The 25,818-nt window shown below is 69.3% G+C and carries 20 protein-coding genes and 1 tRNA gene; 10 read left to right on the top strand and 11 right to left on the bottom strand.

All coding sequences use genetic code 11. The features are described from left to right. Positions 1-69 precede the first annotated feature (69 nt). The 3 genes from pheA to ACFYPC_RS19845 all read left to right on the top strand — a co-directional run bounded on the left by pheA (position 70) and on the right by ACFYPC_RS19845 (position 3,825). Positions 70-1,002 (top strand): prephenate dehydratase, encoded by a 933-nt coding sequence (gene pheA, locus ACFYPC_RS19835; protein WP_388677672.1) that lies wholly within the window; start codon positions 70-72, stop codon positions 1,000-1,002. Between the two features lie 664 nt (positions 1,003-1,666). Next, positions 1,667-2,944: a serine--tRNA ligase gene (serS, locus tag ACFYPC_RS19840; RefSeq protein ID WP_388677674.1), complete on the top strand. Its 1,278-nt coding sequence runs from the start codon at positions 1,667-1,669 to the stop codon at positions 2,942-2,944. After that, positions 2,941-3,825, top strand: a complete 885-nt coding sequence (locus tag ACFYPC_RS19845; protein ID WP_388677677.1) for an HAD family hydrolase — start codon at positions 2,941-2,943, stop codon at positions 3,823-3,825. Before serS ends, ACFYPC_RS19845 begins: the two co-directional genes overlap by 4 nt. Positions 3,826-3,857: 32 nt before the next feature. Here ACFYPC_RS19845 and ACFYPC_RS19850 read toward each other — a convergent pair. The 6 genes from ACFYPC_RS19850 to ACFYPC_RS19875 form a co-directional block, all read right to left on the bottom strand. Next, positions 3,858-3,944, bottom strand: a tRNA-Ser gene (locus tag ACFYPC_RS19850). A 418-nt stretch (positions 3,945-4,362) separates the two neighbouring features. Then, positions 4,363-4,662: a hypothetical protein gene (locus tag ACFYPC_RS19855; RefSeq protein ID WP_388677680.1), complete on the bottom strand. Its 300-nt coding sequence runs from the start codon at positions 4,660-4,662 to the stop codon at positions 4,363-4,365. Positions 4,663-4,793: 131 nt separating this feature from the next. Continuing rightward, a complete protein-coding gene (locus tag ACFYPC_RS19860; RefSeq protein ID WP_388677682.1) occupies positions 4,794-5,513 on the bottom strand; it encodes an ABC transporter permease in 720 nt (239 codons plus the stop codon). Between the two features lie 9 nt (positions 5,514-5,522). Beyond that, positions 5,523-6,434, bottom strand: coding sequence for an ABC transporter ATP-binding protein (locus ACFYPC_RS19865; RefSeq protein WP_388677685.1), 912 nt, complete (start codon positions 6,432-6,434; stop codon positions 5,523-5,525). Beyond that, positions 6,431-7,399: an ABC transporter permease subunit gene (locus ACFYPC_RS19870; RefSeq protein WP_388677688.1), complete on the bottom strand. Its 969-nt coding sequence runs from the start codon at positions 7,397-7,399 to the stop codon at positions 6,431-6,433. The genes ACFYPC_RS19865 and ACFYPC_RS19870 overlap by 4 nt, the downstream gene beginning before the upstream one ends. Further along, entirely contained in the window at positions 7,389-8,378 is a 990-nt protein-coding gene (locus ACFYPC_RS19875; RefSeq protein WP_388678091.1) for an ABC transporter ATP-binding protein, read from the bottom strand. The genes ACFYPC_RS19870 and ACFYPC_RS19875 overlap by 11 nt, the downstream gene beginning before the upstream one ends. Positions 8,379-8,629: 251 nt before the next feature. Here ACFYPC_RS19875 and ACFYPC_RS19880 point away from each other — a divergent pair, with 251 nt between their 5' ends. The 7 genes from ACFYPC_RS19880 (at position 8,630) to ACFYPC_RS19910 (ending at position 15,548) form a co-directional block, all read left to right on the top strand. Then, positions 8,630-9,472 (top strand): M24 family metallopeptidase, encoded by an 843-nt coding sequence (locus tag ACFYPC_RS19880; protein ID WP_388677691.1) that lies wholly within the window; start codon positions 8,630-8,632, stop codon positions 9,470-9,472. Beyond that, complete coding sequence (locus tag ACFYPC_RS19885) at positions 9,469-11,229, top strand: SDR family oxidoreductase (RefSeq protein WP_388677694.1); 1,761 nt, start codon at positions 9,469-9,471, stop codon at positions 11,227-11,229. Before ACFYPC_RS19880 ends, ACFYPC_RS19885 begins: the two co-directional genes overlap by 4 nt. Positions 11,230-11,423: 194 nt before the next feature. Further along, entirely contained in the window at positions 11,424-12,335 is a 912-nt protein-coding gene (locus ACFYPC_RS19890; RefSeq protein WP_388678093.1) for a MerR family transcriptional regulator, read from the top strand. Between the two features lie 122 nt (positions 12,336-12,457). Continuing rightward, a complete protein-coding gene (locus ACFYPC_RS19895; RefSeq protein WP_388677697.1) occupies positions 12,458-13,006 on the top strand; it encodes an RNA 2'-phosphotransferase in 549 nt (182 codons plus the stop codon). A gap of 12 nt (positions 13,007-13,018) precedes the next feature. After that, positions 13,019-13,477, top strand: coding sequence for a hypothetical protein (locus ACFYPC_RS19900; protein ID WP_388677699.1), 459 nt, complete (start codon positions 13,019-13,021; stop codon positions 13,475-13,477). A 167-nt stretch (positions 13,478-13,644) separates the two neighbouring features. Next, positions 13,645-14,547: an LLM class flavin-dependent oxidoreductase gene (locus ACFYPC_RS19905; protein WP_388677701.1), complete on the top strand. Its 903-nt coding sequence runs from the start codon at positions 13,645-13,647 to the stop codon at positions 14,545-14,547. Between the two features lie 110 nt (positions 14,548-14,657). After that, on the top strand, positions 14,658-15,548 hold the full coding sequence (locus tag ACFYPC_RS19910; protein ID WP_388677704.1) for a Cof-type HAD-IIB family hydrolase: 891 nt from the start codon (positions 14,658-14,660) through the stop codon (positions 15,546-15,548). A gap of 66 nt (positions 15,549-15,614) precedes the next feature. Here ACFYPC_RS19910 and ACFYPC_RS19915 read toward each other — a convergent pair whose 3' ends face one another. The 5 genes from ACFYPC_RS19915 to ACFYPC_RS19935 all read right to left on the bottom strand — a co-directional run bounded on the left by ACFYPC_RS19915 (position 15,615) and on the right by ACFYPC_RS19935 (position 25,358). Beyond that, complete coding sequence (locus tag ACFYPC_RS19915) at positions 15,615-16,661, bottom strand: peptidoglycan DD-metalloendopeptidase family protein (protein WP_388677707.1); 1,047 nt, start codon at positions 16,659-16,661, stop codon at positions 15,615-15,617. Positions 16,662-17,159: 498 nt separating this feature from the next. After that, complete coding sequence (locus ACFYPC_RS19920; protein WP_388677709.1) at positions 17,160-18,902, bottom strand: GAF domain-containing sensor histidine kinase; 1,743 nt, start codon at positions 18,900-18,902, stop codon at positions 17,160-17,162. A gap of 133 nt (positions 18,903-19,035) precedes the next feature. Further along, positions 19,036-22,725 (bottom strand): thiol reductant ABC exporter subunit CydD, encoded by a 3,690-nt coding sequence (cydD, locus tag ACFYPC_RS19925; protein ID WP_388677712.1) that lies wholly within the window; start codon positions 22,723-22,725, stop codon positions 19,036-19,038. 88 nt (positions 22,726-22,813) lie between these two features. Then, entirely contained in the window at positions 22,814-23,821 is a 1,008-nt protein-coding gene (gene cydB / locus ACFYPC_RS19930) for a cytochrome d ubiquinol oxidase subunit II (RefSeq protein ID WP_388677715.1), read from the bottom strand. A 19-nt stretch (positions 23,822-23,840) separates the two neighbouring features. Continuing rightward, positions 23,841-25,358, bottom strand: coding sequence for a cytochrome ubiquinol oxidase subunit I (locus ACFYPC_RS19935; RefSeq protein WP_388677718.1), 1,518 nt, complete (start codon positions 25,356-25,358; stop codon positions 23,841-23,843). Between the last annotated feature and the right edge of the window lie 460 nt (positions 25,359-25,818).

Below are 25,818 nucleotides of genomic sequence, written 5' to 3' on the forward strand. Positions count from 1 at the left end.
ACTGGGGCCGTGGAGCCCCGGTTTCCACAGGCGTGAGCCGGGGTGCGCAGAGCCCATTAGGGTGAGGTCATGCCAGCCAGTTACGCGTATCTCGGCCCGCAGGGCACCTTCACCGAAATCGCCCTGCGGACGCTTCCGGAGGCTGCCACCCGGGAACTCGTCCCGATGGTGTCGGTTCCCGCCGCGCTCGACGCCGTCCGCAGCGGCGAGGCCGAGGCCGCGTTCGTGCCGATCGAGAACTCCGTGGAGGGCGGCATCACCACGACCCTCGACGAGCTGGTCGCGGGCAAGCCGCTGATGATCTACCGCGAGGTGCTGCTGTCGATCACCTTCGCCCTGCTGGTCAGACCCGGCACCAAGCTGTCCGAGATCAAGACCGTGACCGCGCACCCCGCCGCCCAGCCGCAGGTCCGCAATTGGATGAAGGCCAACCTCCCTGACGTGCTCTGGGAGTCCGCGGCCTCGAACGCCGACGGTGCGCGACTCGTACAGGAGGGCCGGTACGACGCCGCCTTCGCCGGCGAGTTCGCGGCCGGCCCCTACGGCCTGGAGGCCCTGGAGACCGGGATCCACGACGCCGTCAACGCGCAGACACGGTTCGTACTGGTGGGCCGGCCCGCCCGGCCCGCCGCGCCGACCGGCGCGGACAAGACGTCCGTGGTCCTGTGGCAGCGCGACGACCACCCCGGTGGGCTGCGCGACCTGCTGGGTGAGTTCGCCACACGGGGTATCAACCTGATGCTGCTGCAGTCCCGGCCCACCGGCGAAGGCATCGGCAACTACTGCTTCTGCATCGACGCCGAAGGCCATATCTCCGACCGCCGGGTGGCCGACGCCCTGATGGGACTCAAGCGGATCTGCCTGGAGGTGCGGTACCTCGGGTCGTACCCGCGCGCCGGTGCGAGTGTCGAGGACGTACGCACTCCGCTGCGGGGGACGTCGGACGACGAGTTCATCGCGGCTGCCGAATGGGTGGCGCGCTGCCACGACGGCCGGTTCTGAGCGGTCCGGTCAGGTCTGGCACGGGCGGTCAAATCTGTCACGGGCGGTCAGGTCTGGCACGGGCGGTCACGCCCGTCCCTGCCCGTCCTCGCCCGTCCCCGTTCACCCCTGCAGCCAGTCGTACCTGCCGATTTTCCTCATCCACAAGAGTTATCCACAGGCGCCCTTCTCGACCTGGGGACAAGTCGACAACGAAGTGCTACATCGTCGACAAATCGGCCTGGGGGCCCCTGATTCATCCACAGGACGGCACGTCACCCCTCGTCCACTCTTTTCCCTTGGTCAATCCTATGGAGCGAAGCATTTCTGCTCGAATCCACTCGAACGTGGGTGTAGGGATGGTTTGACCCGAGAATCCCCCGCCCCGGCCGCCACTTTCGGAATGATCACCTCCGTAGTCCACAGATCTTCCACACACCCTGTGGATAACTTGCTGGGGGCGTGGGCTCCTGTGGACAACCGGCTGCTCAAGTCCCCTTGCTCATAAGGGGATCCAGTCAACAGCCCCACCACAGAATGCCCCGATTCAGGGAGCATCGTCCCTTTTATTGACGGATATCACCGATCAAGAAATTCAGCCCGTCATTTCGCCCATAACGTGACAGAAGCCGCGGCGCGGAATATCGAGTCGTTGACCGGAAGCACGCACCGGTAACCTTGAGGGGTGATTGACCTTCGCCTGCTCCGTGAGGACCCCGACCGTGTTCGCGCCTCCCAGCGCGCCCGTGGAGAGGACGTCGCGCTCGTCGACGCCCTCCTCTCCGCCGACGAGCGGCGCAGGTCGTCCGGCCTGCGGTTCGACGAGCTGCGCTCCGAGCAGAAGGCGCTCGGCAAGCTGATCCCCAAGGCTTCGGGTGACGAGAAGGCCGAGCTGCTGAAGAAGGCCGGCCAGCTTGCCGCCGACGTCAAGGCGGCCGACGCCGAGCAGCACGAGGCGGACGAGGAGACCAAGCACCTCCTCCTCCAGCTCGGCAACCTGGTCCACCCCGATGTGCCGGTCGGCGGCGAGGAGGACTTCGTCGTCCTGGAGACGCACGGCACCATCCGTGACTTCGGCGCCGAGGGCTTCGAGCCCAAGGACCACCTGGAGCTCGGCGAGGCGCTGGGCGCGATCGACGTCGAGCGCGGCGCCAAGGTGTCGGGCTCACGCTTCTACTACCTGACCGGTGTGGGCGCACTCCTGGAGCTCGCCCTTGTCAACGCGGCGATCGCGCAGGCCACCGAGGCCGGTTTCATCCCGATGCTGACCCCGGCGCTGGTCCGCCCGCGCGCCATGGAGGGCACCGGCTTCCTCGGCCAGGCCGCGGAGAACGTGTACCACCTGGAGAAGGACGACTACTACCTGGTCGGCACCTCCGAGGTCCCCCTCGCCGCGTACCACATGGACGAGATTCTCGACGCCGACAAGCTGCCCCTGCGGTACGCCGGCTTCTCGCCGTGCTTCCGCCGTGAGGCAGGCACCTACGGCAAGGACACCCGCGGCATCTTCCGCGTACACCAGTTCGACAAGGTCGAGATGTTCTCGTACGTCGCTCCCGAGGACGCGGAGAACGAGCACCAGCGGCTCCTGGAGTGGGAGAAGCAGTGGCTGACCGGCCTTGAGCTGCCCTTCCAGGTGATCGACGTGGCCTCGGGCGACCTCGGCGCTTCCGCCACCCGCAAGTTCGACTGCGAGGCGTGGATCCCGACGCAGGGCAAGTACCGCGAGCTGACCTCGGCCTCGAACTGCGACGGCTTCCAGGCGCGCCGTCTGTCGGTGCGGATGCGCGACGGCAAGAAGGTGCAGCCACTCTCGACGCTGAACGGCACGCTGTGCGCCGTACCGCGCACGATCGTGGCGATCCTGGAGAACCACCAGCTGGCCGACGGCTCCGTGCGGGTGCCGGAAGTGCTGCGTCCGTACCTGGGCGGCCGTGAGGTCCTGGAGCCGATCTCCAAGTGACCAACACCGCTGGGGCGACCGGTTCGACCGGACCGAGTGAATCGACCGGTTCGAGTGCGGCCGGGTCGGACGCGTCGGACGGGTCGTTCCCGTACAAGCTCGTCGCGACCGACCTCGACGGGACGCTGCTGCGTTCCGACGAGTCGGTCTCGGCACGTACGCGTGAGTCGCTCGCGGCGGTCACCGCCGCGGGCGCCGCGCACATCGTTGTCACCGGGCGCGCGGTGCCCTGGACCCGGCACATCCTCGACGACCTCGGCTACGAAGGCCTCGCGGTGTGCGGTCAGGGCGCGCAGGTGTACCACGCGGGGGAGCACCGGCTGCTCACCTCGGTGACTCTCGACCGGCAGCTGGCCGCTCTGGCGCTTGCCAAGATCGAGGCGGAGGTCGGCCCGCTGCTGCTGGCCGCGAGCCGCGACGGGCTCGACGGCGAGGTGCTGGTCGGGCCCGGCTACCGGGTGCACGAAGGCCCGCTCCCGGTCGTGCCGTTCAAGGACGCGGCGGACCTCTGGGTGGCGCCTCTGAACAAGGTGTACGTGCAGCACCCGACGCTCTCCGACGACGAGCTCGCCGCTGTGGCCCTGGAGGTCGCGGGCGGTCTGGTCGGGGTGGTCATGGCCGGCGCCGGGATAGTGGAACTGCTCCCCCTCGGCCTCTCGAAGGCGACGGGGCTTTCCCTGGCGGCCCGGCGTCTCGGTGTGAAGGCCGCGGACACGATCGCCTTCGGTGACATGCCCAACGACATCCCGATGTTCGCCTGGGCGGCACACGGGGTGGCGATGGCCAACGCCCATGAGGAACTCAAGACGGTGGCGGACGAAGTGACGCTGTCCAATGAGGAGGACGGCATCGCGGTCGTACTGGAGCGGTTGCTCGGCTGAACGGCCTGCGTTACTGCTGTGCCTCAGGTCTGAGGAGGATGCGCGGATCGAACGCGCGCGGGGTGTGACCCCCGATCTCGGCTTAGCAAGCCGGTGCCTTACCTCTCGGCCAATCCTCCGGGTGGGCGGCCCGCGCGTGTACGCGCTCGAAGCGGCCGCCCCGGACAGCCCCCCGTGCGGCGCGGGTTCGACGGAGGTGACTACTCCGGAATCCGCCGCGGGCTGCCCTGTCGGGAGCTCGACGAACTGCTCCTGACGAACATCGTCGCGCTCCTCTCCCCGATCGTGGCGCCGGTCCGAACCGGCGGCGTTGACACAACTAATGTGCCCGTACGCCGAGTTGGGCGCCACCGAATAAAACCGGACGGGAAGCCGTGGCCAGAAGCGACGGTCAGCGCCACGAGCGGCGGCCAGTGCCCAGCAGCGGTGGCGAGAGGACAGGAGCGGTGGCGAGAGGCCGGGAACGGTGATCAGGGACCAGGGACCAGAACCGACGGTCACCGGCCAGAAGCATTGGTCAGCGGCCGGGAGGCGAGGCTAGCGGCGGCGCCACCTGCGTCGGCGGCCCTTGCTGAAGAACCATCCTGCGGGTGGCTCGTCGGAGCGCCAGGGCTGCGGATCGGGTCCCCCGTTGCGCCAGCGGGCGGCGAGCATCCGCGCGCGGGCCGACGGTTCGGTCGTCTCGGCGGATCGTATGAAGTCCTCGTCGAGCACGAGGTCGTCCCAGACTTCCCCGGCCCCGGCCCCGGCGCCGTCCGCGTCCACTTCCCCGTCCACGCCCGTGCCCCCGTCTCCGGACTGCTCGCGACCGTCACTCCGTGGTTCTTCGGCTGCCATCCCCGTTCCTCCTGGACGTGCGTCCCCGTCTGCCCAGTGTGCACAGACAGACGTGAAGCCTCTGTCAAGAAAAGAGGGCTCTACGCGCGCGTGCGCCGTGAGATGCGGGCACGCGCGCGTGGAGCCCTCGCTCACTCCTCGCCGGCCAGTGTCAGCGTCCGCAGCTTCTGCCCGGCGTACCAGGTGGCGAGGACGGTGACCACTACCAGCAGCACCGTCGCGGTCGGCAGGCCCACGTCCGAGGTGACGAGGTCGCCCCCGGTGACCTCGTGTCCTACCGCGAGCGCCCACTGCTGGACACTGAGGGTGCGCGCGCCGGACACCAGTGATCCGAAGAGGGCCTCCCAGACCAGCGCGTAGACGAGACCGAAGACGACCGCGTGCCGGGTGATCGTCCCCAGGAGCAGGAACAGCGCGGCGTACGCGATCGAGGCGACCAGGGCTGCAACGGTGTAGGCGACGGCGATCTGCTGGCCGTTGCCGTTGAGGATCATGCCGGCGATGAAGGTCGGCACCGCGGAGAACGCCATGGTGACGGCGATGGCGACGATCAGCTTGGTGAAGATGATCGTGGGCCGCTTGAGCGGCTTGGCGAGCAGGTACACCACCGAGCCGTCGTCGATCTCGGGGCCGATGGCGCCGGTGCCGGCGATGACGCCGATGATCGGGACCATGGTGGCGAGCGCGAACCCGCCGAGGACGTCCGCGGCCGTCTGGTCGTCGGCTCCGGTGAAGCCGCGTACGGCCGCGGAGATCACGATGAGCAGGACGGGAAGGGCGCAGAGAATGAGGGCTCGGCGGCGGCCGAGCAGGGCTCGATAGGTGAGCCGGGCGACTGTGGGGTCGTACATCTTGGCCTCCTACGCCGCGACGAGATACGAGAAGACGGACTCGAGGGACTCGTCGGACGGCGAGACCGTGAGCAGCCGGATGCCGCTGTCGCGCGCGACCCGGGGCAGCAGCGCGGTGAACCGGCCGAAGTCGACGGCCTGGATGCGCAACGCGCCCTCGGCGAGGTCCACTTCGATGCCGGACGTCGACGGGTCGGCGATCAGCGCGGCGGCGAGTGCCCGGTCGTCGCTGGAACGGACGAGGTAGCGGTGCGGGCGGTCGGTCATCAGGCGGCGGATGCGCCGGAAGTCGCCGCTGGCCGCGTGCCGTCCGGCGACGATCACCTCGATGTGGGCGGCGAGTTGCTCGACCTCTTCGAGGATGTGGGACGAGAACAGCACCGTACGGCCTTCGTCGCCCATGCGGCGCAGCAGGTCCATGAGCTGCATGCGCTGGCGCGGGTCCATGCCGTTGAAGGGTTCGTCGAGCAGCAGCAGGGACGGCTCGTGGACGAGGGCGGACGCCATTTTCACGCGCTGTCGCATGCCCTTGGAGTACGTCGAGATCTTGCGGTCCTGCGCGTACTCCATCTCGACCGTGGCAAGCGCCTTCTGGGCGGCCTTCTTGCCCAGGCCGTGCAACTCGGCGTTGGCGACGACGAATTCGAGGCCGGTCAGGAAGTCGTACATGCCCTCGCGCTCGGGGACGATGCCGATCTTCTTGTAGATCTGTTCGTTGCGCCAGGTCGGTTCGCCGTCGAGGGTGACGGTTCCCGTTGAGGGGGCCAGGAAGCCGCCCATCATATGGATGAGGGTGGACTTTCCGGCGCCGTTCGGGCCGAGCAGGCCGGTGACTCCGGGGCCGATCGTCATCGTGATGTCGTTGACCGCCACCACGTTGCCGAACCAGCGGGAGACGTGGTCGATGTTGAGCGTGGTCACAGCCCGACCTTTCGGTAGCGGCGCACCAGGAGGCCGTAGCAGCCGGCGATGAGCCCCAGGACGACGATGAGGTAGACGACGCCCTGCGCGGACGAGGGGCCTTCCCCTCCGGGGAAGGCGGAGGTGGCGCCCAGGAAGGCCGTCTGTACTCCGTCGATGAGTGTGATGGGCGAGAAGAGGCCGAGCCATGAGACAGCCGTGGGGTCGCTGGACTGGTTGAAGGCGATGGCCTGGACGGTGGACACGGCTCCGTAGGAGATGGTCAGCACGGCGATGACGGCCGCGATACCGAAGCCGCGGCGCGGGGTGACCGCCGAGATGACCAGACCGATGCCGGCGAAGAGGAGCGACAGCAGTGCCACGGAGACCAGTCCCTGTGCGAAGCCCTTCGTCTGGTCGGCGAAGTCGAGCTTCGCCAGCAGCGCCCCTACGTAGAGGACGATCAGCGGCGCGGCGGTGAGGGCGAAGAGGGCGGAGGCGAGGGCCGCGTACTTGGCGCGTACGTAGTCGGCGGTCTCGATGGGGCGCGAGAAGTACAGCGGTACGGTCTTGAAGCGCAGGTCCCGGGAGACGGACTGGGGTCCCTGGGAGGCCACGTAGAGGCCGATGACGGCCTGCATGATGATCGCGTAGCGCGTGTAGTCGACGGGCAGGTCCTTCGCCTTGGTGGCGACCGCGACCGCCACCATGATCAGCGCGGGGACGCACATCACCACGAAGAGCAGCATGGGCAGCACCTTGGACTTGACCGAGCGGCCGAGTCCGTAGGAGCCGCGCAGCGACTGCGAGTACAGCGAGCGGCGGGCGTACGCGCGGCCCAGGCGCGGTCCGTCGTAGTTGCGGTAGCCGATGTTGTGGATGCGGGTCTGCTCGCCCGCAGGGGGTGCGGGGTGGACGCCCGCATGGGCTGTGGGCTGGGCGCCCGTATGGGCTGTGGGCTGGACCTGGGGCTGCTCAACCGCCATGGCCGACCGCCTCCTTCCGCTGCTCGCGCTCGTCACGTTCGCCGTTCTGGCCGCTGTCGGTGTGGAAGACCTCGGCGATGTGGTGCCTGCGCTGTTCCATGCGGACCAGGCCGAGGCCGAGGTCGGCGACGATGTCGCGGACGAGGTCGTAGGTCTCCTCGCCCTCGGCGGTGAGCAGCAGGATGTGGCCGGCGCCGGGCAGGCCGCTGCCGTCGTGGGTGTCCACTCCGCGCGCGTGGAGCACATCGCGCACCGCGCCGGTGCCGTCCGGGTGCTCGTCGGTGTCGGTGACCTCGATGGCGAGGGTCGTCGTCTTCTGGGTGAAGTCCGTGGTGGAGCTGGACCGCAGCAGCTTGCCGCCGTCCACCACGACGACGTGGTCGCAGGTGCGCTCCAGTTCGCCCAGGAGGTGTGAGGTGACGAGGACCGAGATGCCGAAGTCGGTGTGGATCCGGCGGATCAGGCCGAGCATCTCGTCGCGGCCGACCGGGTCGAGGCCGTTGGTCGGCTCGTCGAGAAAGACCAGTTGCGGGTCGTGGACGAGGGCCTGCGCGAGCTTGACGCGCTGCTTCATGCCCGTCGAGTAGCCGCCGATGGGGCGGTACCGCTCCTCGTACAGGCCGACGTGGCGCAGTGTGTCCGCGGTCCGCTCGCGGGCCGCGGCCGGCGGGAGTCCGGACATGCGCGCCATGTGGACGACGAACTCGGTGGCCGAGACGTCGGGCGGCAGGCAGTCGTGCTCGGGCATGTATCCGACCCGCTCGCGGATGGCGCCGCCTTCGGTGGCGACGTCGAGGCCGAGTACGTGTGCTCGGCCTTCGGTGGCGGGGGACAGACCCAGCAGGATCTTGATCAATGTGGACTTGCCGGCTCCGTTGGCTCCGACGAGTCCGGTCACACCGGGTCCGACGTCCACGGAGAGCCGGTCAAGAGCGGTCACCCTGGGGAACCGCTTGCTCAGGCTTTCGGTCGCGATCACAGTCACGGTTCGAAGGTAGTGGCGCACGCCACATCAGGTCGTCAGACCAGGGAGCTGTATCGGCGTCCCTCTCCGGTCGTACGGGCCCGTAAGGGTCCCCCTGAGGTCGAACAACCGACGACGGGTTGTCCACATCGGTCCCGTTGTCCACAGGGGTCACGCCCGCCTATTGACGCAGCCTCCAACCATTGTCACATTCGTCAGTGTCAAGTTACGGGCACGTACGGCGATCGTGGTGGACGGACGGTGGCATGAGCAGTGCAGCGACAGGTGAACTCTCCGCGGAGCTGCGGGGGTTCCGGGAAGTGCAGCGTCTCGCCTACGCGTGTGCGGAGGCGGTCGCGGCGCAGCTGAAGCCGGGGGTGACCGAGCGCGAGGCGGCGCGGATGCAGCGTGTGTGGCTGCGCGAGCGCGGGGTGCGGGACTGGTTCCATCTGCCCTTCGCCTGGTTCGGTGACCGCACGGCGTTCGTCAACTTCCGCATCCCGCTGCAGTTCTTCCCCACCAACCGCCGTCTGAAGGCGGGGATGCCGTTCATCCTCGACCTGGCCCCGGTCCACAAGGGCTTCACGGCGGACATCGGTTACTCGGGCTCCCTGGGGCTGAATCCCGTGCAGGACAAGCTGATGGCCGACCTGGAAGCGCATCGCAAGCTGATCCTGCGCGAGGTGCGTGAGCGCCGCCCGCTGCGTGAGATCTATGAGGACGTGGACCGGCTCATGGTCCACCAGGGCTATGCGAACCGGCATCGCGCGTATCCGTTCGGCGTGATCGCCCACAAGGTCGACCGGGTGAAAGAGCGCACCTGGTCACCGCATCTGTTCGGGTTCGGCACCCAGTCCCTGAAGGGCCTGGCGAGTGACGTCATCCACGGTCACCGCGACGGCTGGTCGCCGCTGTGGTCGCCGTACAGGTTCTCCGACCATCCGCCCCGGCCGGGGCTGTGGGCGGTCGAACCGCACCTCGGATTCCGGGGCACGGGCGCGAAGTTCGAGGAGATCCTCGTCGTCACCGACTCCAAGGACCCCGAGCAGAGCGCGTTCTGGCTTGACGACGATCTGCCGCACGTGCGGCGCTGGGCGGAGGACAAGTGAGTCTCACGGGGGCGCGCGAGCGCTGGGTGCGGACGGGCGGAGTCGAGCTGTGCGTCGCCGAGTTGGGCGACCCGCACCGGCCCACGGTCGTGCTCGTGCACGGCTATCCGGACTCCAAGGAGGTGTGGTCCGAGGTCGCCGGGCGGCTCTCCGAGCGCTTTCACGTCGTGCTGTACGACGTCCGCGGGCACGGCAGGTCATCGGTGCCGCAGCCGCTGCGGGGCGGGTTCACGCTGGAGAAGCTGACGGACGACTTCCTGGCCGTCGTGGACGCGGTGAGCCCTGACAAACCCGTACATCTGGTGGGGCACGACTGGGGTTCGGTGCAGTCGTGGGAGTTCGTCACGGTCGCGCGCACCGAGGGCCGGATCGCGTCCTTCACCTCGATGTCAGGGCCCTCCCTCGACCACTTCGGGCACTGGATCAAGCAGCGCGTGAAGCGGCCGACCCCGCGCGCGATCGGCCAGTTGCTCGGCCAGGGCGCCAAGTCCTGGTACGTGTATCTGCTGCACACGCCTGTGCTGCCCGAGCTGGCCTGGCGCGGCCCCCTGGGCAAGCAGTGGCCGAAGATTCTGCGGCGCGTCGAGAAGGTCCCCTCGGACGGCTACCCCACGCCGTCACTGCCCTTGGACGCCGCGCACGGAGCCTGGCTGTACCGGGACAACGTACGGGCCCGGCTGAGCAGGCCGCGCGCGGACGCGTACGCACACGCGCCCGTGCAGCTCATCACGCCCTTGGGGGACGCGTTTCTCTCCGAGCGGCTGTACGACGAGCTGGAGCAGTGGGCACCGGGGTTGGTGCGCCGTACGCTCCCGGCCAAGCACTGGGTTCCGCGCACCCGGCCCGACCAACTGGTCTCCTGGATCACGGAGTTCGTGCACGCCAACGAGGACGGTGTACCCGTGGGGGACACCGTGGCCACCGGCAGGTACGCGGACCGGTTCGGCGGGCAGCTCGTGCTGGTCACCGGTGCGGGCAGCGGCATCGGGCGGGCCACCGCCTTCGCGTTCGCCGAGGCCGGTGCGCGTGTGGTGGCCGTCGACCGTGACGCGGAGGGCGCGGCCCGCACGGCGGAGATGTCCCGGTTGATCGGCTCCCCAGGGGCTTGGGCGGAGACCGTCGACGTCTCCGACGAGCAGGCCATGGAGAAGCTCGCCGAGAAGGTCGCCACCGAGTACGGCGTGGTGGACGTGCTGGTGAACAACGCCGGGATCGGGCTCTCGGGGTCCTTCTTCGACACCGCTCCGGAGGACTGGAAGAAGGTCCTCGACGTCAACCTGTGGGGCGTGATCCACGGCTGCCGGCTCTTCGGGAAGCAGATGGCCGAGCGCGGGCAGGGCGGTCACATCGTCAACACCGCGTCGGCGGCGGCGTATCAGCCGTCAAAGGCACTGCCCGCGTACAGCACCTCGAAGGCGGCCGTGCTGATGCTCAGCGAGTGTCTGCGGGCGGAGCTCGCAGGCCAGGGCATCGGCGTCTCGGCGATCTGCCCGGGCTTCGTCAACACCAACATCACCTCGACCGCACGCTTCGCCGGCGTCGACGCGGGCGAGGAGCGGCGGCGCCAGAAGAAGTCGGCGCGGCTGTACGGGCTGCGGAACTACCCGCCGGAGAAGGTGGCCGACGCGATCCTGCGCGCCGTCGTCCGCAACCAGGCGGTCGTGCCCGTCACTCCGGAGGCACGCGGCGCCCGCCTCATGTCCCGCTTCGCACCGAGGGCGTTGCGCGCGATCGCACGATTGGAGCCACCGCTGTGAGCGACTCGACGGAGGAGTCGGTGGGCGGGGCGGGCGCTGGCGGTCCGGCGGCCGGTGGCGGTCCGACCACCGCGGGCACTCCAGCGGCCAGTCGCCGTCCGACCACCGCGGACACTCCAGTGACCAGTCGCGGTCCGACCACCGCTGGTAGTCCAGCGGCCAGTCGCGGTCCGGCATCCGCCGGCGCGTACCGGATAGAGGATCTGGCGCATCGCAGTGGTGCCACGGTCCGCACCATCCGTGCCTATCAGGACCGGGGCCTGCTCCCCCGCCCCGAGCGGCGCGGCCGCGCCAATGTGTACGGGGACGCGCATCTGGCCCGGCTGCGGCAGATCGCCGATCTCCTCGACCGGGGGTTCACACTGGCCTCCATCAAGGAACTCCTGGAGGCCTGGGACGCGGGTCGGGGTCTCGGCGGTGTTCTCGGTCTGGTCGCGGAGGTCGACGGGCCGTGGACCGACGAGGAGGCCGTACGGATCTCCCGGGCCGACTTGGACGAGCGGTTCGGCGGCTCCCCGGACGACGCGGCGGTCGCCGACGCGATCGAACTCGGCGTACTGGAGCCCGTGCCGGGGGACGACGATCTCTTCATGGTCCCGAGCCCTCAAGAGCTGGCTGTGGCCGTCGAGTTGTACGCGGCGGGGGTTCCGTTGTCCGCGATCTCCCTTCACCTGAGGGAGTTGAGAGGACAGGTCGAGCACATCGCCTCCCGTTTCCTGGAGTTCACGACCGAGCACGTGTTCGCCCGCTATCTGGGGGAGCACCCTCCGACGGACGCGGAGGCGGCCGAGGCGGCCTCGCTGGTACGACGGCTGCGGCCCCTCGCGCGGCAGACGGTGGACGCTGAACTGGCGCGCGCCATGCGGCTGTTCGCCAATCGGCATCTGCGTCAGCGCCTTGGTGCGGACAAGGTGCCGCAGTCCATGGACGAGACCCATTTCGTCGCACTCCCGGCCGGGACAACAGAGGCGGTGGAGAAGCTGGTTGGCGCCAAACAGGTCGCCGCTTTCATCGCCGCCGCGGCCGAACGGGAGGTGCAGGCCCGCACCTTGGACCAGCTCACGGCAAATCGTTACAAAACACGCATAGTTGACGAACCTCCCTAATCTGCTTGCGTGTTGTCCACAGAATCGCCAATTCCCCTGTGGATAACTGGACTTGGCTGTGGATCAAACCTGAGGAACAAAATCAAATGCGTGATCTCCGTCCCGCCAGGCACCCTTGCGGGATGGACGAAAGGCGCACCGTGAAGGTGTCGAAGTACCTCTCCAAGCATCTGCGTCACCAGCCCGGGCGGATCGGGCTCACGCTCGGCGAGGGGGGCTGGGTGGAGATCGAGGCGTTGATCGCCGCGGCGTCGGCGCACGGTTTCGGGTTCACGCGCGAGGAGCTGGACCACGTGGTGGCCGCGAACGACAAGCGGCGCTTCGCGGTCGAGGGAACGCGGATCCGCGCAAGTCAGGGCCACTCCGTCGACGTCGACCTCGGACTGCCCACGGCGACTCCGCCCGCGTACCTCTACCACGGGACCGTGTCCCGCAGCCTGGACGCGATCCGCGCCGAGGGCCTGAGGCCCATGAACCGGCACGACGTGCATCTCTCGCCCGACCGCGAGACCGCCACTCGCGTCGGCGCCCGCCGCGGCCGGCCGGTCGTGCTCTCCGTGGACGCCGCCGCGATGGACCGTGACGGCCATGTTTTCCACGTCAGCGCGAACGGGGTGTGGCTCACGGAGGCCGTACCGCCGCGGTATATCCGGTTCCCGGCGTCGCACTGACGTGAGTCAGGGATGATCGGGAACATGGAGCAGCTGCCGAGCACCGAAGCCGCCGTCACCGCGCTCCGCGCGATCGCGGACGAGTACGCGCGTGAGATCGAGGTCACCCACGACATCGGTGCGGACCAGACATCCCGCCGCAGCGCCGCGGGCGTGGGTGTGAGCGCCGATCCCGACGGCTCGCTCCCGCACGAGGCCTTCGTGGAGTTCGGCGGGCTGCCCAGGCTGAGTGTGCGGCTCTATCCGGAGGACGATGCACTGATCACCGTCGAGGGCGTCGAGTTCCCCGATGTCCCGCGCGACGACGTGCCCGCCTTCCTGCGCTCGGTCTTCGGCGGCCTCGCGTACGTGAGTGCGCGCCGGTTCCCGCCCGGCTACCGGCTCATCGTGCCGTTGCCCGGCGACCGGACGTACAAGGAACATCTGCTGATGATCAGCCTCAGCCCGTGGCTGAGCGGACGGGTGCGCTGAGCGGACGATGCGCCGGGGGCAGGCGCGCCAGGCAGGTGCGCCAGGCAGCTGTGCGCTGAGCGGGCAGGTGCGCCAGGCAGGTGCGCCGAGCGGATGGGCGCTTGGGCAGGTGTGCGCCGAGCGGGCGCGGGCACCGAGCGTTCGTTCCTGCGCTTAGGCTCGATGGCATGAGTCTGCGTCTGAGTACCGCGATCCTTCCGTACCTCCGCTGGCACGAGGGTGGTCGTGCCGCATGGCAGCGGGCGGAGCAGCTCGGTTTCCACACCGCGTACACGTACGACCACCTGTCGTGGCGGACTTTCCGGGACGGCCCGTGGTTCGGTGCCGTGCCGACGCTGACCGCGGCGGCCGCCGTCACCGACCGCCTCCGCCTCGGGACGCTCGTGACCTCGCCGAACTTCCGGCATCCGGTGACCCTGGCCAAGGAACTGATCTCTCTCGACGACATCTCGGGCGGCCGGATCACTCTGGGGATCGGCGCGGGTGGCACCGGATTCGACGCGACGGCGCTCGGTCAGGACCCCTGGACCCCGCATGAGCGTGCCAACCGTCTCGCGGAGTTCGTTCCGCTGCTCGACCGGCTCCTGACGGAGGATTCCGTCTCGTACGAGGGCGACTTCTACTCGGCGCATGAGGCCCGGAACATCCCCGGGTGTGTCCAGCGCCCCCGGCTGCCCTTCGCGGTGGCTGCGACCGGGCCGCGCGGTCTGAGGCTCGCGGCACGGTACGGGCAGGCGTGGGTGACGACGGGCGACCCGAAGCTGTACGAGGCGGGGACCCCTGAACAGTCGCTTCAAGCCATTCGCGGGCAGGTCGAAAAGCTGGGCGTTGCCTGTGCCGAGGCCGGCCGTGACGTGGACGAACTGGGCAAGGTCCTGCTCACCGGCTTCACTCCGGACCGCGGCCGTCCGCTGGAGTCGCTGGACGCGTTCGTCGACTTCGCGGGGCGTCACGCCGAGCTGGGCTTCACCGACCTGGTGATCCACTGGCCGATCCCCGACTCCGACTTCGCGGCGAAGGAGAAGGTCTTCGAGCGGATCGCCATGGAGGCTGCCGCACAGCTCGCCTGAACCGTCGGCCGAAACCCGGCTTCGTCGGCTTGATCTTGACAGGGCGTAACGTCCCTGGTGAGGACGGTAATCACTCACATGTGCGGACCGCCGCCCGCACGTGCGCGCATATGCGGGAGAATGGGCCAGTGACCTCCGCGACTCGACGGCCCGAGACCCCGGCCTACACGGTTCCACCCCGGCTGATCGCCACCGACCTCGACGGCACTCTGTTGCGCGACGACAAGTCGGTGTCCGACCGTACTGTCGCCGCCCTCGCCGCCGCCGAGCAGGCCGGCATCGAGGTGTTCTTCGTCACCGGCCGCCCCGCCCGCTGGATGGACGTCGTCAGCGACCACGTCCACGGACACGGCCTGGCGATCTGCGGCAACGGCGCCGCCGTGGTCGACCTGCACGGCGGTCCCGGCGCCCACCGCTTCGTCAAGATCCGCGAGCTGGCGCCCGACGTCGCTCTCGACGTCATCCAGTTGCTGCGCGCCGCCGCCCCCGGCACCACGGTCGCCGTCGAGCGCACATACGGCCTCCATCTCGAACCGGCTTACCCGTCGTTGCACATGGAGCCCCCGGAGATCATGGCGCCCGCCGAGAAACTCCTCGCCGAGGACGCGCTCGACGCCGATCAACCGGTCCTCAAGGTGCTCGCGTACCACCCCGAGATGGACCCGGACGACTTTCTCACCGTCGCCCGCCTGGCCATCGGCGACCGCGCCGGTGTCACCCGCTCCAGCCCCAGCGCCCTCCTGGAGATCAGCGGCCCCGGCGTCTCCAAGGCGAGCACGCTCGCACTGTGCTGCGCCGAGCGCGGCATTTCCCACGAGGAGGTCGTGGCCTTCGGTGACATGCCGAACGACGTCGAGATGCTCACCTGGGCGGGCCGCTCGTACGCGATGGGCAACGCCCACCCCGCCGTGATCGCCGCGGCGTCCGGGCGCACGGTCGCCAACAACGACGACGGGGTGGCGGTGGTGATCGAGCGGATCATCGCGGCGCGGCAGGTGTAGCCGTTCGGCCGCCCTGAGCGGTGCCCTTTTTGCCGCTACGGCCGTGGCGGTGGCCGCTGTTCGGAGCTACAGCTGGACCCCGTGCTCGGCCAGCCACGGCGCGGGGTCGATCCCCGACCCCAGTTCCGGCGTGACCCGCACCTCGAAGTGCAGATGGGGCCCGCTCGAGTTGCCGGTCGTGCCCGACTGCCCGATCCACTGACCGGCCGCGACCTGCTCCCCCTGGTCGACGGTGACGGCGGCGAGGTGCGCGTACTGCGTGTAGTAGCCGCCCGGGTGCTGGACGAGGATCTCGATACCGAAGGCCCCGCCGCACGACACCTTCACCACCGTGCCCGCCCCGACCGCGCGCACCGGCGTGCCGATCGGCACCGCGAAGTCCTGTCCGGTGTGCCGGCTCGCCCAGCGCTCGCCGCCACTGCCGAAGCCCGCGGAGAGTTCGTACGTCTCCACCGGCGCGACCCACGCGCGCGTGGGGTCCGTTGCCGGCTGGTCGAGCTGGACGGCACCACGGCAGGCACCCGCCACCACCGCGGCGTCCGCCTGGCCCTGGAGCACCGACCGTGCCTCGTCCAGCTTCGCCTGGATGGTCCGCTTCATCTCGGCGAGTTCACCGTTGCGCTTCTCCAGTGCCTGCCACTCCGCCTGGGCCTTCGCCTCGTCGGCGGCGAGCTTCGCCTCGGCCCGGCGGCTCTTGCTGACCGCGTTGTCGACGGCGAGATCCGCCTGCCACACGGCACGCTGACCGCGCATCAGGTCCTCGGGGCTGTCGGCGAGCAGCAACTGCGCGGTGTACGGCAGCCCGCCGCCCTGACGGTACTGGGTGCGCGCGATCCGGCCGAGGTCGTCGTGGAGAACCGCGATGTCCTGCCGTTCCCGTGCGAGGAGTTCCTCGGCCCGCTGGGCCCTGCCCCGCTGCGCTTCGGCCTCCTGCTGTCCCGCCTCGTACTGGCGCGCCACCACGGAGGCGTCCTCGTAGAGCCGCGCCACCTGGGCGCTGATGCCCGGCTCGCTCCCGGACTCACCCCCGGCGGCGGTGGGCCGGGCCGCGAGAACCGCGACGGCGCACAGCAGTGCCGGCACGAGCAGGGGATGGCGGCGAGGTGAGCGCATGACAGCGATCGTGTCGTGCGCCCCCACTCGCGGTCCTGTTCAAGGGGTACGCCCGGGGGAACGGGCTCCACGGATGGCTCCGTCGCCTGGGCCGAACAGGGGCTTGGCTTGGGCGTGTTGCCCCGCCCGGGCGCTGGAGTGTGCTTGGGACACCTCCGTGTGCTGCGCTCGGTTGAGCCGCCGAGTGATCCTCGGGGAGCGCGCGCAGAGGGCCCGGTTGAACGGTCGGGTGCGCTGGGAAGGCCGCGCAGAGGGCCCAGCTCAACGATCGGGTGCGCTGGGGAGACCGCGCAGAGGGCCGCCCAGCTGAACAGTCGAGTGACCTGGGGAAAGCCGCTCAGTGCACCTGGCGAAGCCGTGGCACACCAGCGAAGCCGTGCGGCACATCAGGTGAAACCGTGCGGCACACCAGCGAAGCCAATACGGCACGTCAGGTGAACCGTGCGGCACAACAGCGAAGCCATACGGCACGCCAGGTGAAGTAGCAGCCGAGTGCGTTCAGTACGGCGCCTGCCACACCACGGTCGTACCGGCCTCGTCCTTGCCCGCCCCGGGCCCGTACCAGCTCTCGCCGCCCAGGGACTCGGCGCGCCGCTCAAGGTTCCGCAGGCCGCTGCGCCGCCCGCCGCCCGTGATGCCGACGCCGTCGTCGGCGACGGTCAGCCGGACGCCCTGGCGCCCGTCCCGCAGGTTCACGGTGGCGTCGACGACGACATCGATACGGGAGGCTCCGGCGTGCCGGAAAGCGTTGGAGAGGGCCTCGCGCAGCGCGGCGATGAGGTTCTTGCCGGTGAGTTCCCCGACCACGGTGTCCACCGGGCCGACGAAGCGGTGGGTGGGTTTGAAGCCGAGGGGTACGGCGGCCATGTTGATCTCGCGCAGCACGCGGGTGCGCAGGCCGGACGGCGTTTCTGTGGGGTCATGCCGGAGCGCGAAGATGGCGGTGCGGATCTCCTGGATGGTGACGTCGAGTGCATCGACCGCCTTGCCGACACCTTCCCGGACCTCGGGAGCGACGGACAACCGCTGGGCACTCTCCAGCATCATCCCGGTGGCGAAGAGCCGTTGGATCACGAGGTCGTGCAGGTCGCGGGCGATCCGGTCGCGGTCCTCGTACACCGCGAGCCGCTCCCGGTCGCGCTGCGCCTCGGCCGTCATCAGCGCGAGAGCGGCTTGCGCGGCGAAGTGCGCGGCCATGGTCCGCTCGCTCTCGGTGAACAGGCGGGCGCCCGGCGCGCGAGGTGTGACGAGGCATCCGAGCACGCGGCCGCCGTACTGCAGGGGGAGCATCATCATCGGCCCGTACACGCGGGCGAAGTCGGTGACCATGCGTGGGTCGGTGGCCGCGTCCTCGACGAACACCGTCTCTCCGCCGAGGAGTTCGGCGACGAACTCGTTCTCCGGCGGGAAGACCATGCCCAGCGCCTTCGAAGGGTGCTCCGAGGCGACGGCGACAATCTCAAGGCCGCCCTCGGCGGCGGGCACGAGCACGGCCCCGGCAGCCGAACCGGAGAGCCGGCGGGCCTGTTCGGCGACGACTTGAAGGGCATCCCCGGCGCCACCGCCCGACAGGAGTGCAGTGGTGACGGCCACCGAACCGTCGATCCAGCGCTCGCGCTGCTGCGCGGCCTCGTACAGACGGGCGTTGCCGATGGCGATGCCCGCCTCTGTGGCCAGCACGCCGACCATGTCGAGGTCGTAGTCGCTGAAGGTGCCGCCGCCCCGCTTCTCCGTCAGGTACAGATTTCCGAAGATCTCGCCCTGCACCCGGATGGGGACCCCCAGGAAGCTGCGCATCGCCGGATGATGCTCCGGAAAGCCGCAGGAGCGCGGATCGTCTGCCAGGTTCGCGAGCCGGACCGGCTCCGGTTCGTGGATGAGCGCTCCGAGCAGTCCCGTGCACCCGTCGGGGGTCCGTCCGATCAGTCCCGCGGTCTTCCCTTCGACCCCGTGGAACACGAAGTCCACGAGGCCCTCGCCTTCCTCCGCCACGGTCCCGATCGCCGCATACCGCGCATCCGCCAGCTCGGCCGCCGTCTCACAGATCCGATCCAGCGTGGAGCGCAACTCCAGCCCCGTTCCGACCGACCGCACAGCCTCCAGCAACTGAGGTACGCGCAGAGCCAGCTCGGCGGGCAGCTCCTGGCTGCCGCGGACCACAGGGCCCGCTGCGCCCGAGCCTTCGTCGGGCGCTGACTCGGACTCGGACTCGGACTCGGGCGAGGCGGGGGCTGCCGACATACCTTGAGCGTAGTTAGTCCCATTTGCCACGGAAAGTCGAAGTGGTGGCCGTCCGGTGAGACACCCGCCGCCACCGCGCCCGCGCCACCGCGCCACGAAGCCGAGTCAGCGGGCCGGCAGGTCGGCAGGGTCACTAGACGTAGGAGCCCACGGCACCGACCAGCAAATCCCCCGCAGCCTCCCGGTCGACCATCTCCCGCAGCGGTCCTTCGACGGCCGCCAATTCCGCGTACGGCCCCCGCTGGGCCACGCGGCCCTCCGCAAGCACGAGCACCTCGTCCACCGCGTCCAGCCCGGCCAGACGGTGGGTGATCAACAGCGTCGTACGGCCCTCGGTCGCGGCGAGCAGATCCTTGGTGAGGGCGTCGGCCGTCGGCAGGTCGAGGTGTTCGGCTGGTTCGTCGAGGACGAGGACGGGGAAGTCGGCGAGCAGCGCGCGGGCGAGTGCGAGCCGCTGGCGCTGGCCCCCCGACAGCCGGGCGCCGTGCTCACCGATGAGCGTGTCCAGCCCGTCGGGCAGCCCGTCGGCCCAGTCGAGGAGCCGGGCCCGCGCGAGCGCGTCACGCAGCTCGGCCTCGGTCGCGTCCTTCCGGGCCAGCAGCAGGTTCTCGCGCACCGAGCTGTCGAAGAGGTGCGCGTCCTGGGCACACAGCCCGACCAGCCGGCGTACGGCGTCTCCCGCCATCTCGTACGCGTCCACGCCACCCAGCGTGTACGTCCCCGCGTCCGCGTCCAGGAACCGCAGCAGTACCTGCGCGAGCGTGGTCTTGCCGGACCCGGAGGGGCCCACGACGGCGACCCTGCGTCCCTGTTCCAGGGTCAGGTCGAGCCCGGCGAGCGCGTCCCGGTCCTGCCCGGTGTGGCGCGCGCTCAACTCGTTGATGACCAGGGGGAACGCGGACAGTGGTGCCGTCGCCGGCTCTTCCGGTTCGCGTACGGGATCGGGGGCGTCCAGCACCTCGTACACCCGCTCCCCGCTCTTGCGTACCCGTTGTCGGTGCTGGGCGGCGAGCGGCAGCCCGAGGACTGCCTCGAACGCGGCCAGCGGGGTGAGGACGACGACAGCCATCGCCACACCGCTCAGCCGCCCGGCAGCGACCGCCTGGGCGCCCACGAGGGCCGCGGCTGCGACCGTCACCCCGGAGACCAACGCGGTGAGTCCGTCGCCGAGCGCGGTCGCGGTGGCGGCCCGCGAGGCGATGCGGGTGAGCACCGAGTCGGCCCGACGGGTCTCGGCGGTACGGGCGGGCAGCGCGCCCGCGACCGTCAGCTCCGCCGTTCCCGTGAGCAGGTCGGCCACCCGTGTCGCCAGGACACCGCGCGCGGGTGCCAACCGCCGCTCCGCACGGCGCGCCACGGCGCTGGTAAGCAGCGGCACGCCGATCCCGGACGCCAGCAGTCCCACGGCGAGAACGGCACCGGCCTCGGGCACCAGCCACGCGGTGAAGCCGACGGAGGCGGCGGACACGAGGACCGCGGCCCCGACCGGCAGCAGCCACCGCAGCCAGTAGTCCTGGAGCGCGTCCACGTCGGTGACGAGCCGCGACAGCAGATCACCGCGCCGGGTCGTCCGCAGCCCCGCGGGCGCCAGCCGCTCAAGGCGCCGGTACACGGCGACCCGGGTGTCGGCCAGCATCCGCAGCACCGCGTCGTGCGACACGAGCCGCTCCGTGTACCGGAACACAGCCCGGCCGATCCCGAACGCCCTGGTGGCTGTCACCGCCACCATCAGATACATCACCGGCGGCTGTTGAGAGGCCCGCGAGATGAGCCACCCGGAGGTGGCCATCAGCCCGACCGCACTCCCGAGGGCGAGACTGCCGAGCAGGAGAGCGAGAGCCAGTACTCCCCGCCTGGGGGCAGCCATGGCACGGACGCGGGCGAGCACGCCTCCACGGCCGCGCGGAGCCGAAGCCAGCACCGGAGACAGGACCGAAGCCGAGGCCAGGACCGAGGCCGGAGCCGAAGCCGAAGCCGGAGACAGAGCCAGAGCCGGAGACAGGACCGAAGCCGAGGCCAGGACCGGAGCCGAAGCCAGCACCGGAGCCGGAGCCGGAGCCGGAGCCAACTCCGCTCCTGCTGCCGCGGACACGCCCTCCGCCTCGACGGGCCAAGACTCCCTCGCGTCCGCGGCGTACACCATCCCCGCCCCTTGGACACGCGCCCCGGGCCCCGCGGCGACCACCCCGGGCTCCAGCCTCACCACTCGGTCAGCCGCCCCCAGCAACGCCGGCCGGTGCACCACCAGCAGCACCGTCCGCCCGACGGCGAGCCGCCGCACCGCCTCCACGACCTCCGCCTCCGTCGCTCCGTCCAGCGCGGCTGTCGGCTCGTCGAGAAGCAGCACCGGACGGTCCGCGAGGAACGCCCGGGCCAGAGCGAGTCGCTGGCGCTGGCCGGCCGACAGCCCGGCACCGTCCTCACCGAGCACCGTGTCGACCCCGTCCGGCAGCGCGTCGACGAAGCCGGCGGCGCCCGCGTCGGCCAGCGCCCGGCGTACCGCTGCGTCGTCCGCGTCGGGCCGCGCCAGCCGTACGTTCTCGGCGATGGTCTGGGCGTACAGATGGGGTCGCTGCGGCACCCAGGCGATCCTCGAGCGCCAGTCCGCCAGGTCGGCCTCGGAGAGATCGACTCCCCCGATCCGCACCCGTCCCTCGGCGGGCTCCACAAATCCCAGCAGCACGTTCAGCAGGGTGGACTTGCCCACACCGCTCGGCCCGACAAGGGCCACCGTCTCTCCTCGCCCGACCGTGAAGGAGACGTCCGAGACCGCGTCTCGTGAGCGCCCCGGGTAGCGCACGGTCACGCCCTCGAAGCCGATCTCGCCCTCGGACACGGAAATCGAGCCGGAGTCGGCCAACGGCGTCTCCAGCACCGAGAAGATCTCCTCCGCCGCAGAGAGTCCCTCAGCGGCGGCGTGGTACTGAGCCCCCACCTGTCGCAGCGGAAGGTACGCCTCGGGCGCGAGGATCAGGATGACGAGTCCGACGTACAGATCCATCTCGCCGTGGACGAGCCGCATTCCGATGGTCACCGCGACCAGCGCGACCGAGATGGTGGCGAGCAGTTCCAGAGCGAAGGACGACAGGAAGGCGATCCGCAGCGTCCGCATGGTCGCCTGCCGGTAGTCGCCGGTGATCTTCCGGATCGACTCGGCCTGCGCCTTGGCCCGGCCGAACACCTTGAGCGTGGGCAACCCCGCGACCACGTCCAGGAAGTGTCCCGAGAGCCGTGACAACAGCCGCCACTGACGGTCCATCTGGCTCCGGGTGGCCCAGCCGATGAGAATCATGAAGACGGGGATCAGTGGCAGCGTGCCGGCGATGATGGCCGCCGACACCCAGTCCTCGGTGACGATCCGTGCGAGCACCGCCACAGGGACCACCACGGCGAGCCCCAACTGCGGCAGATAGCGCGAGAAGTAGTCGTCGAGTGCGTCAACTCCCCGTGTGGCGAGGGCGACCAGCGAACCCGTCCGCTGCCCGCCCAGCCAGCCGGGACCAAGCAGCGCTGCCCGCTCCAGCAGCCGCCCCCGCAACTCCGACTTGGCCGCCGCGCTCGCCCTGTGCGCGGCGAGCTCGGTGAGCCAGGAAACGATCGCCCGCCCCACCGCTACCAGGACCAACAGCCCCAGCGCCGCACGGAGTTCAGCAACCGAATGGCCGTGCTGGAAGGCGCCGACCACCACTTCGGCGACGAGCATTGCCTGGGCGATGATCAGTACCGCCCCGGCGGCCCCCAGGCCGACAACGGCCGCGAGGAAGAAGCGAGTGGCGCGGGCGTACCGAAGTAGACGCGGGTCGATTGGTTTCACGTGAAACACACCCTTGGCTCATCAGGCATGTTTCACGTGAAACATGCCGTTATTCGGACTCTGCGCGCCGCGCCGGACCCGGTGCGCACGGCGGGAATCAGTGCGTGCCATCCACGGCGATGTGGTGCGTACCGATCCGCTTACGGAACACCCAGTACGTCCACGACTGGTAAAGCAGCACCATCGGCGTCGCGATCCCCGCACACCAGGTCATGACCTTCAGGGTGTAAGGGCCCGACGACGCGTTGGTGACCGTCAGGCTCCACTCGGCATTGAGCGAGGACGGCATGACATTCGGGAAGAGCGACAGGAAGAACATCGCGACGACCGACACGATGGTGAGCCCCGAGAGCATGAAGGCCCAGCCCTCACGCCCAGCCCTCACCGCCCCGAGTGCCACGACGAGCGCGGCCACCGCGATAATCGCCGCGGCCAGAGACTTGCTGTTACCGCTGTCGGACTGGGTCCAGATCAGGAAGCCAAGTGCCAACGCGGCGGTCACCAGGCCGAGTTTCAGCGCCAACTTCCGCGCGTGCTCCCGGATGTCCCCGACGGTCTTGAGCCCGACGAACACCGTCCCGTGGAACGTGAACAGCGTCAGTGTGACCAGACCGCCGAGGATCGCGTACGGGTTGAGCAGGTCCCAGACAGTGCCGACGTACTCGAAGTTCCTGTCGATCTTCAGGCCGTGCACGATGTTGCCGAAGGCCACACCCCACATGAACGCGGGGATCAGCGATGTCCAGAAGATCGCGTGCTCCCAGTTGCGCTGCCAGTTCTCCTCGGGCCGCTTCACCCGGTATTCGAAGGCGACGCCACGCACGATCAGGCAGACCAGGATGAGCAGCAGCGGCAGATAGAAGCCGGAGAAGAGTGTGGCGTACCACTCGGGGAAGGCGGCGAAGGTCGCGCCGGCCGCTGTGAGCAGCCACACCTCGTTGCCGTCCCAGACGGGTCCGATGGTGTTGATGAGGACCCGCCTCTCGGTGCGGTCACGGGCCAGCAGTTTGGTGAGGACGCCGACCCCGAAGTCGAAGCCCTCCAGGAAGAAGTAGCCGGTCCAGAGGACCGCGATGAGGACGAACCAGACATCGTGGAGTTCCATGGCTCAGTGCTCCCTTGGCCTAGTAGGAGAAGGCCATCGGCTTGTCGGCGTCACTGGAATCGCCGCCGATCTTCGTGGGCGGGTTGAGGTCCGCCTCGGTGAGCTCGGGCGGGCCCTGCTTGACGTACTTGGCCATCAGCTTCACCTCGATGACGGCGAGGATCGCGTAGACCAGGGTGAACACGATCAGAGAGGTCAGCACCTCGCCCTGTGAGACTCCGGGCGAGACCGCGTCCTTGGTCTTCAACAGGCCGTACACCACCCAGGGCTGACGTCCCGTCTCGGTGAAGATCCAGCCCCAGGAGATTCCGATGAGCGGGAAGATCAGCGTCCACTGGGACAGTCGCCACCACCAGATGCCGAGCTTCGGTGTCAGCTCCATCTGCTTGGTGAGCATGAGCTTCGGTACGTCCTCGTCCCCGGTGCGGTGCGCCGCCGCCAGCCAGAACTTCCGCCTGGTCAGCCAGAGGCCGCCGACGCACAGGGCCATCGAGACTCCGCCGAAGCCGATCATCCAGCGGTACGACCAGTAGGCGGTGGGGATGTTGGGGCGGTAGTCGCCAGGCCCGTACTTTTCCTGCTCGGCCTTGTTGATGTCGTTGATGCCGGGGATTCTGGCGTTGAAGTCGTTCTTGGCGAGGAAGGACAGTATCCCGGGGATCTCGATGGCGACCGTGTTGTGGCCCTTGGCGACATCGCCGTACGCGAAGAGCGAGAAGGGTGCGGGCTGCTCCGAGTCCCACAGGGCTTCGGCGGCCGACATCTTCATCGGCTGCTGCTCATACATCACCTTGCCGAGGGTGTCGGCGCTGACGACGGTGAGGATCGTGCCGACGAGCGCGGTCACCAGGCCGAGCCGCAGCGACACCCGCATGGTCCGGATGTGCTGCTTCTTGCGGAGATGGAAGATGGCGATACCGGCCATGAAGGCGCCGCCGACCAGGATGGAGGCGGACATGACGTGCCAGAAGTTGACGAGCGCCGTTTCCTGGAAGAGCACCTTCGGAAAGTCGATGAGCTCGGCCCGTGTACTGCCGTCGGCCTTCTTCACGATCCGGTAGCCGACCGGATGCTGCATGAAGGAGTTGGCCGCCATGATGAAGTACGCCGACAGGATCGTGCCGATCGAGACCATCCAGATACAGGCGAGGTGGATCTTCTTCGGCAGCTTGTCCCAGCCGAAGATCCACAGCCCGATGAAGGTGGACTCGAAGAAGAACGCGATCAGGGCCTCAAGGGCGAGCGGGGCTCCGAAGACGTCACCGACGAATCGCGAGTAGTCGGACCAGTTCATGCCGAACTGGAACTCCTGCACGATGCCGGTCACGACACCCATGGCGATATTGATCAGGAACAGCTTTCCCCAGAACTTGGTCGCCCTGAGGTAGTGCTCCTTACCCGTTCGCACCCATGCGGTCTCCAGGATCGCCGTGAGTGCGGCGAGCGAGATCGTCAGGGGGACGAAGAGAAAGTGGTAGACGGTGGTGATGCCGAACTGCCAGCGCGCCAGGGTCTCGGGCGCCAAAGCCAATTCCACGTCGTCAGTCTCCTTACGTCGCCGTGGTACAGCGGCAGTTTGCCCCCTTTGTTACGTACATCACAGGAGCAACCGGACACGCTTGTGAACGCGTTCACATTCACAAGCAAGTATGACGCATGGCCGTTCGAGGGTTGACACGCGGGGGGTGCCTAAGCGTGGACCGGCTGGTCACGGACGCGTGGTCGACACGGAGGGGCCGGCCCGGCGCCAGGAGGGCTGCTTCGACACGGTCGTCACCGTCAGCCGCAGGACGGACCCAACAGGTCGCCGCACAGGTCGCCCAGCAAGTCCTCGAGCCATGGTGGCCTCCGGACCGAAGGCAAAACCCGCGTGCTCCCCTTCGGGCCCACGCGGATCTCGCGGGGCACCGAGTCAACGCCTCCCGAGCCCGTGCAGCATGCTGAGCCGCGTCGACGGCGACCCGCACACCTTTCACGACCGTGGTCGACGGCGGCCC

The sequence above is a fragment of the Streptomyces sp. NPDC005808 genome (assembly GCF_042871385.1).
GTDB lineage: Bacteria > Actinomycetota > Actinomycetes > Streptomycetales > Streptomycetaceae > Streptomyces.

Bases quoted from the DNA above. Each gene is read 5' to 3' on its own strand.
- ACFYPC_RS19895 (WP_388677697.1), top strand. From the start codon at position 12,458: ATGGACGAAAGGCGCACCGTGAAGGTGTCGAAGTACCTCTCCAAGCAT.
- ACFYPC_RS19900 (WP_388677699.1), top strand. From the start codon at position 13,019: ATGATCGGGAACATGGAGCAGCTGCCGAGCACCGAAGCCGCCGTCACC.
- ACFYPC_RS19920 (WP_388677709.1), bottom strand. From the start codon at position 18,902: ATGTCGGCAGCCCCCGCCTCGCCCGAGTCCGAGTCCGAGTCCGAGTCA.
- ACFYPC_RS19860 (WP_388677682.1), bottom strand. From the start codon at position 5,513: ATGTACGACCCCACAGTCGCCCGGCTCACCTATCGAGCCCTGCTCGGC.
- ACFYPC_RS19855 (WP_388677680.1), bottom strand. From the start codon at position 4,662: ATGGCAGCCGAAGAACCACGGAGTGACGGTCGCGAGCAGTCCGGAGAC.
- ACFYPC_RS19915 (WP_388677707.1), bottom strand. From the start codon at position 16,661: ATGCGCTCACCTCGCCGCCATCCCCTGCTCGTGCCGGCACTGCTGTGC.
- ACFYPC_RS19870 (WP_388677688.1), bottom strand. From the start codon at position 7,399: ATGGCGGTTGAGCAGCCCCAGGTCCAGCCCACAGCCCATACGGGCGCC.
- ACFYPC_RS19905 (WP_388677701.1), top strand. From the start codon at position 13,645: ATGAGTCTGCGTCTGAGTACCGCGATCCTTCCGTACCTCCGCTGGCAC.
- ACFYPC_RS19880 (WP_388677691.1), top strand. From the start codon at position 8,630: ATGAGCAGTGCAGCGACAGGTGAACTCTCCGCGGAGCTGCGGGGGTTC.
- cydB (WP_388677715.1), bottom strand. From the start codon at position 23,821: ATGGAACTCCACGATGTCTGGTTCGTCCTCATCGCGGTCCTCTGGACC.
- pheA (WP_388677672.1), top strand. From the start codon at position 70: ATGCCAGCCAGTTACGCGTATCTCGGCCCGCAGGGCACCTTCACCGAA.
- ACFYPC_RS19910 (WP_388677704.1), top strand. From the start codon at position 14,658: ATGCGGGAGAATGGGCCAGTGACCTCCGCGACTCGACGGCCCGAGACC.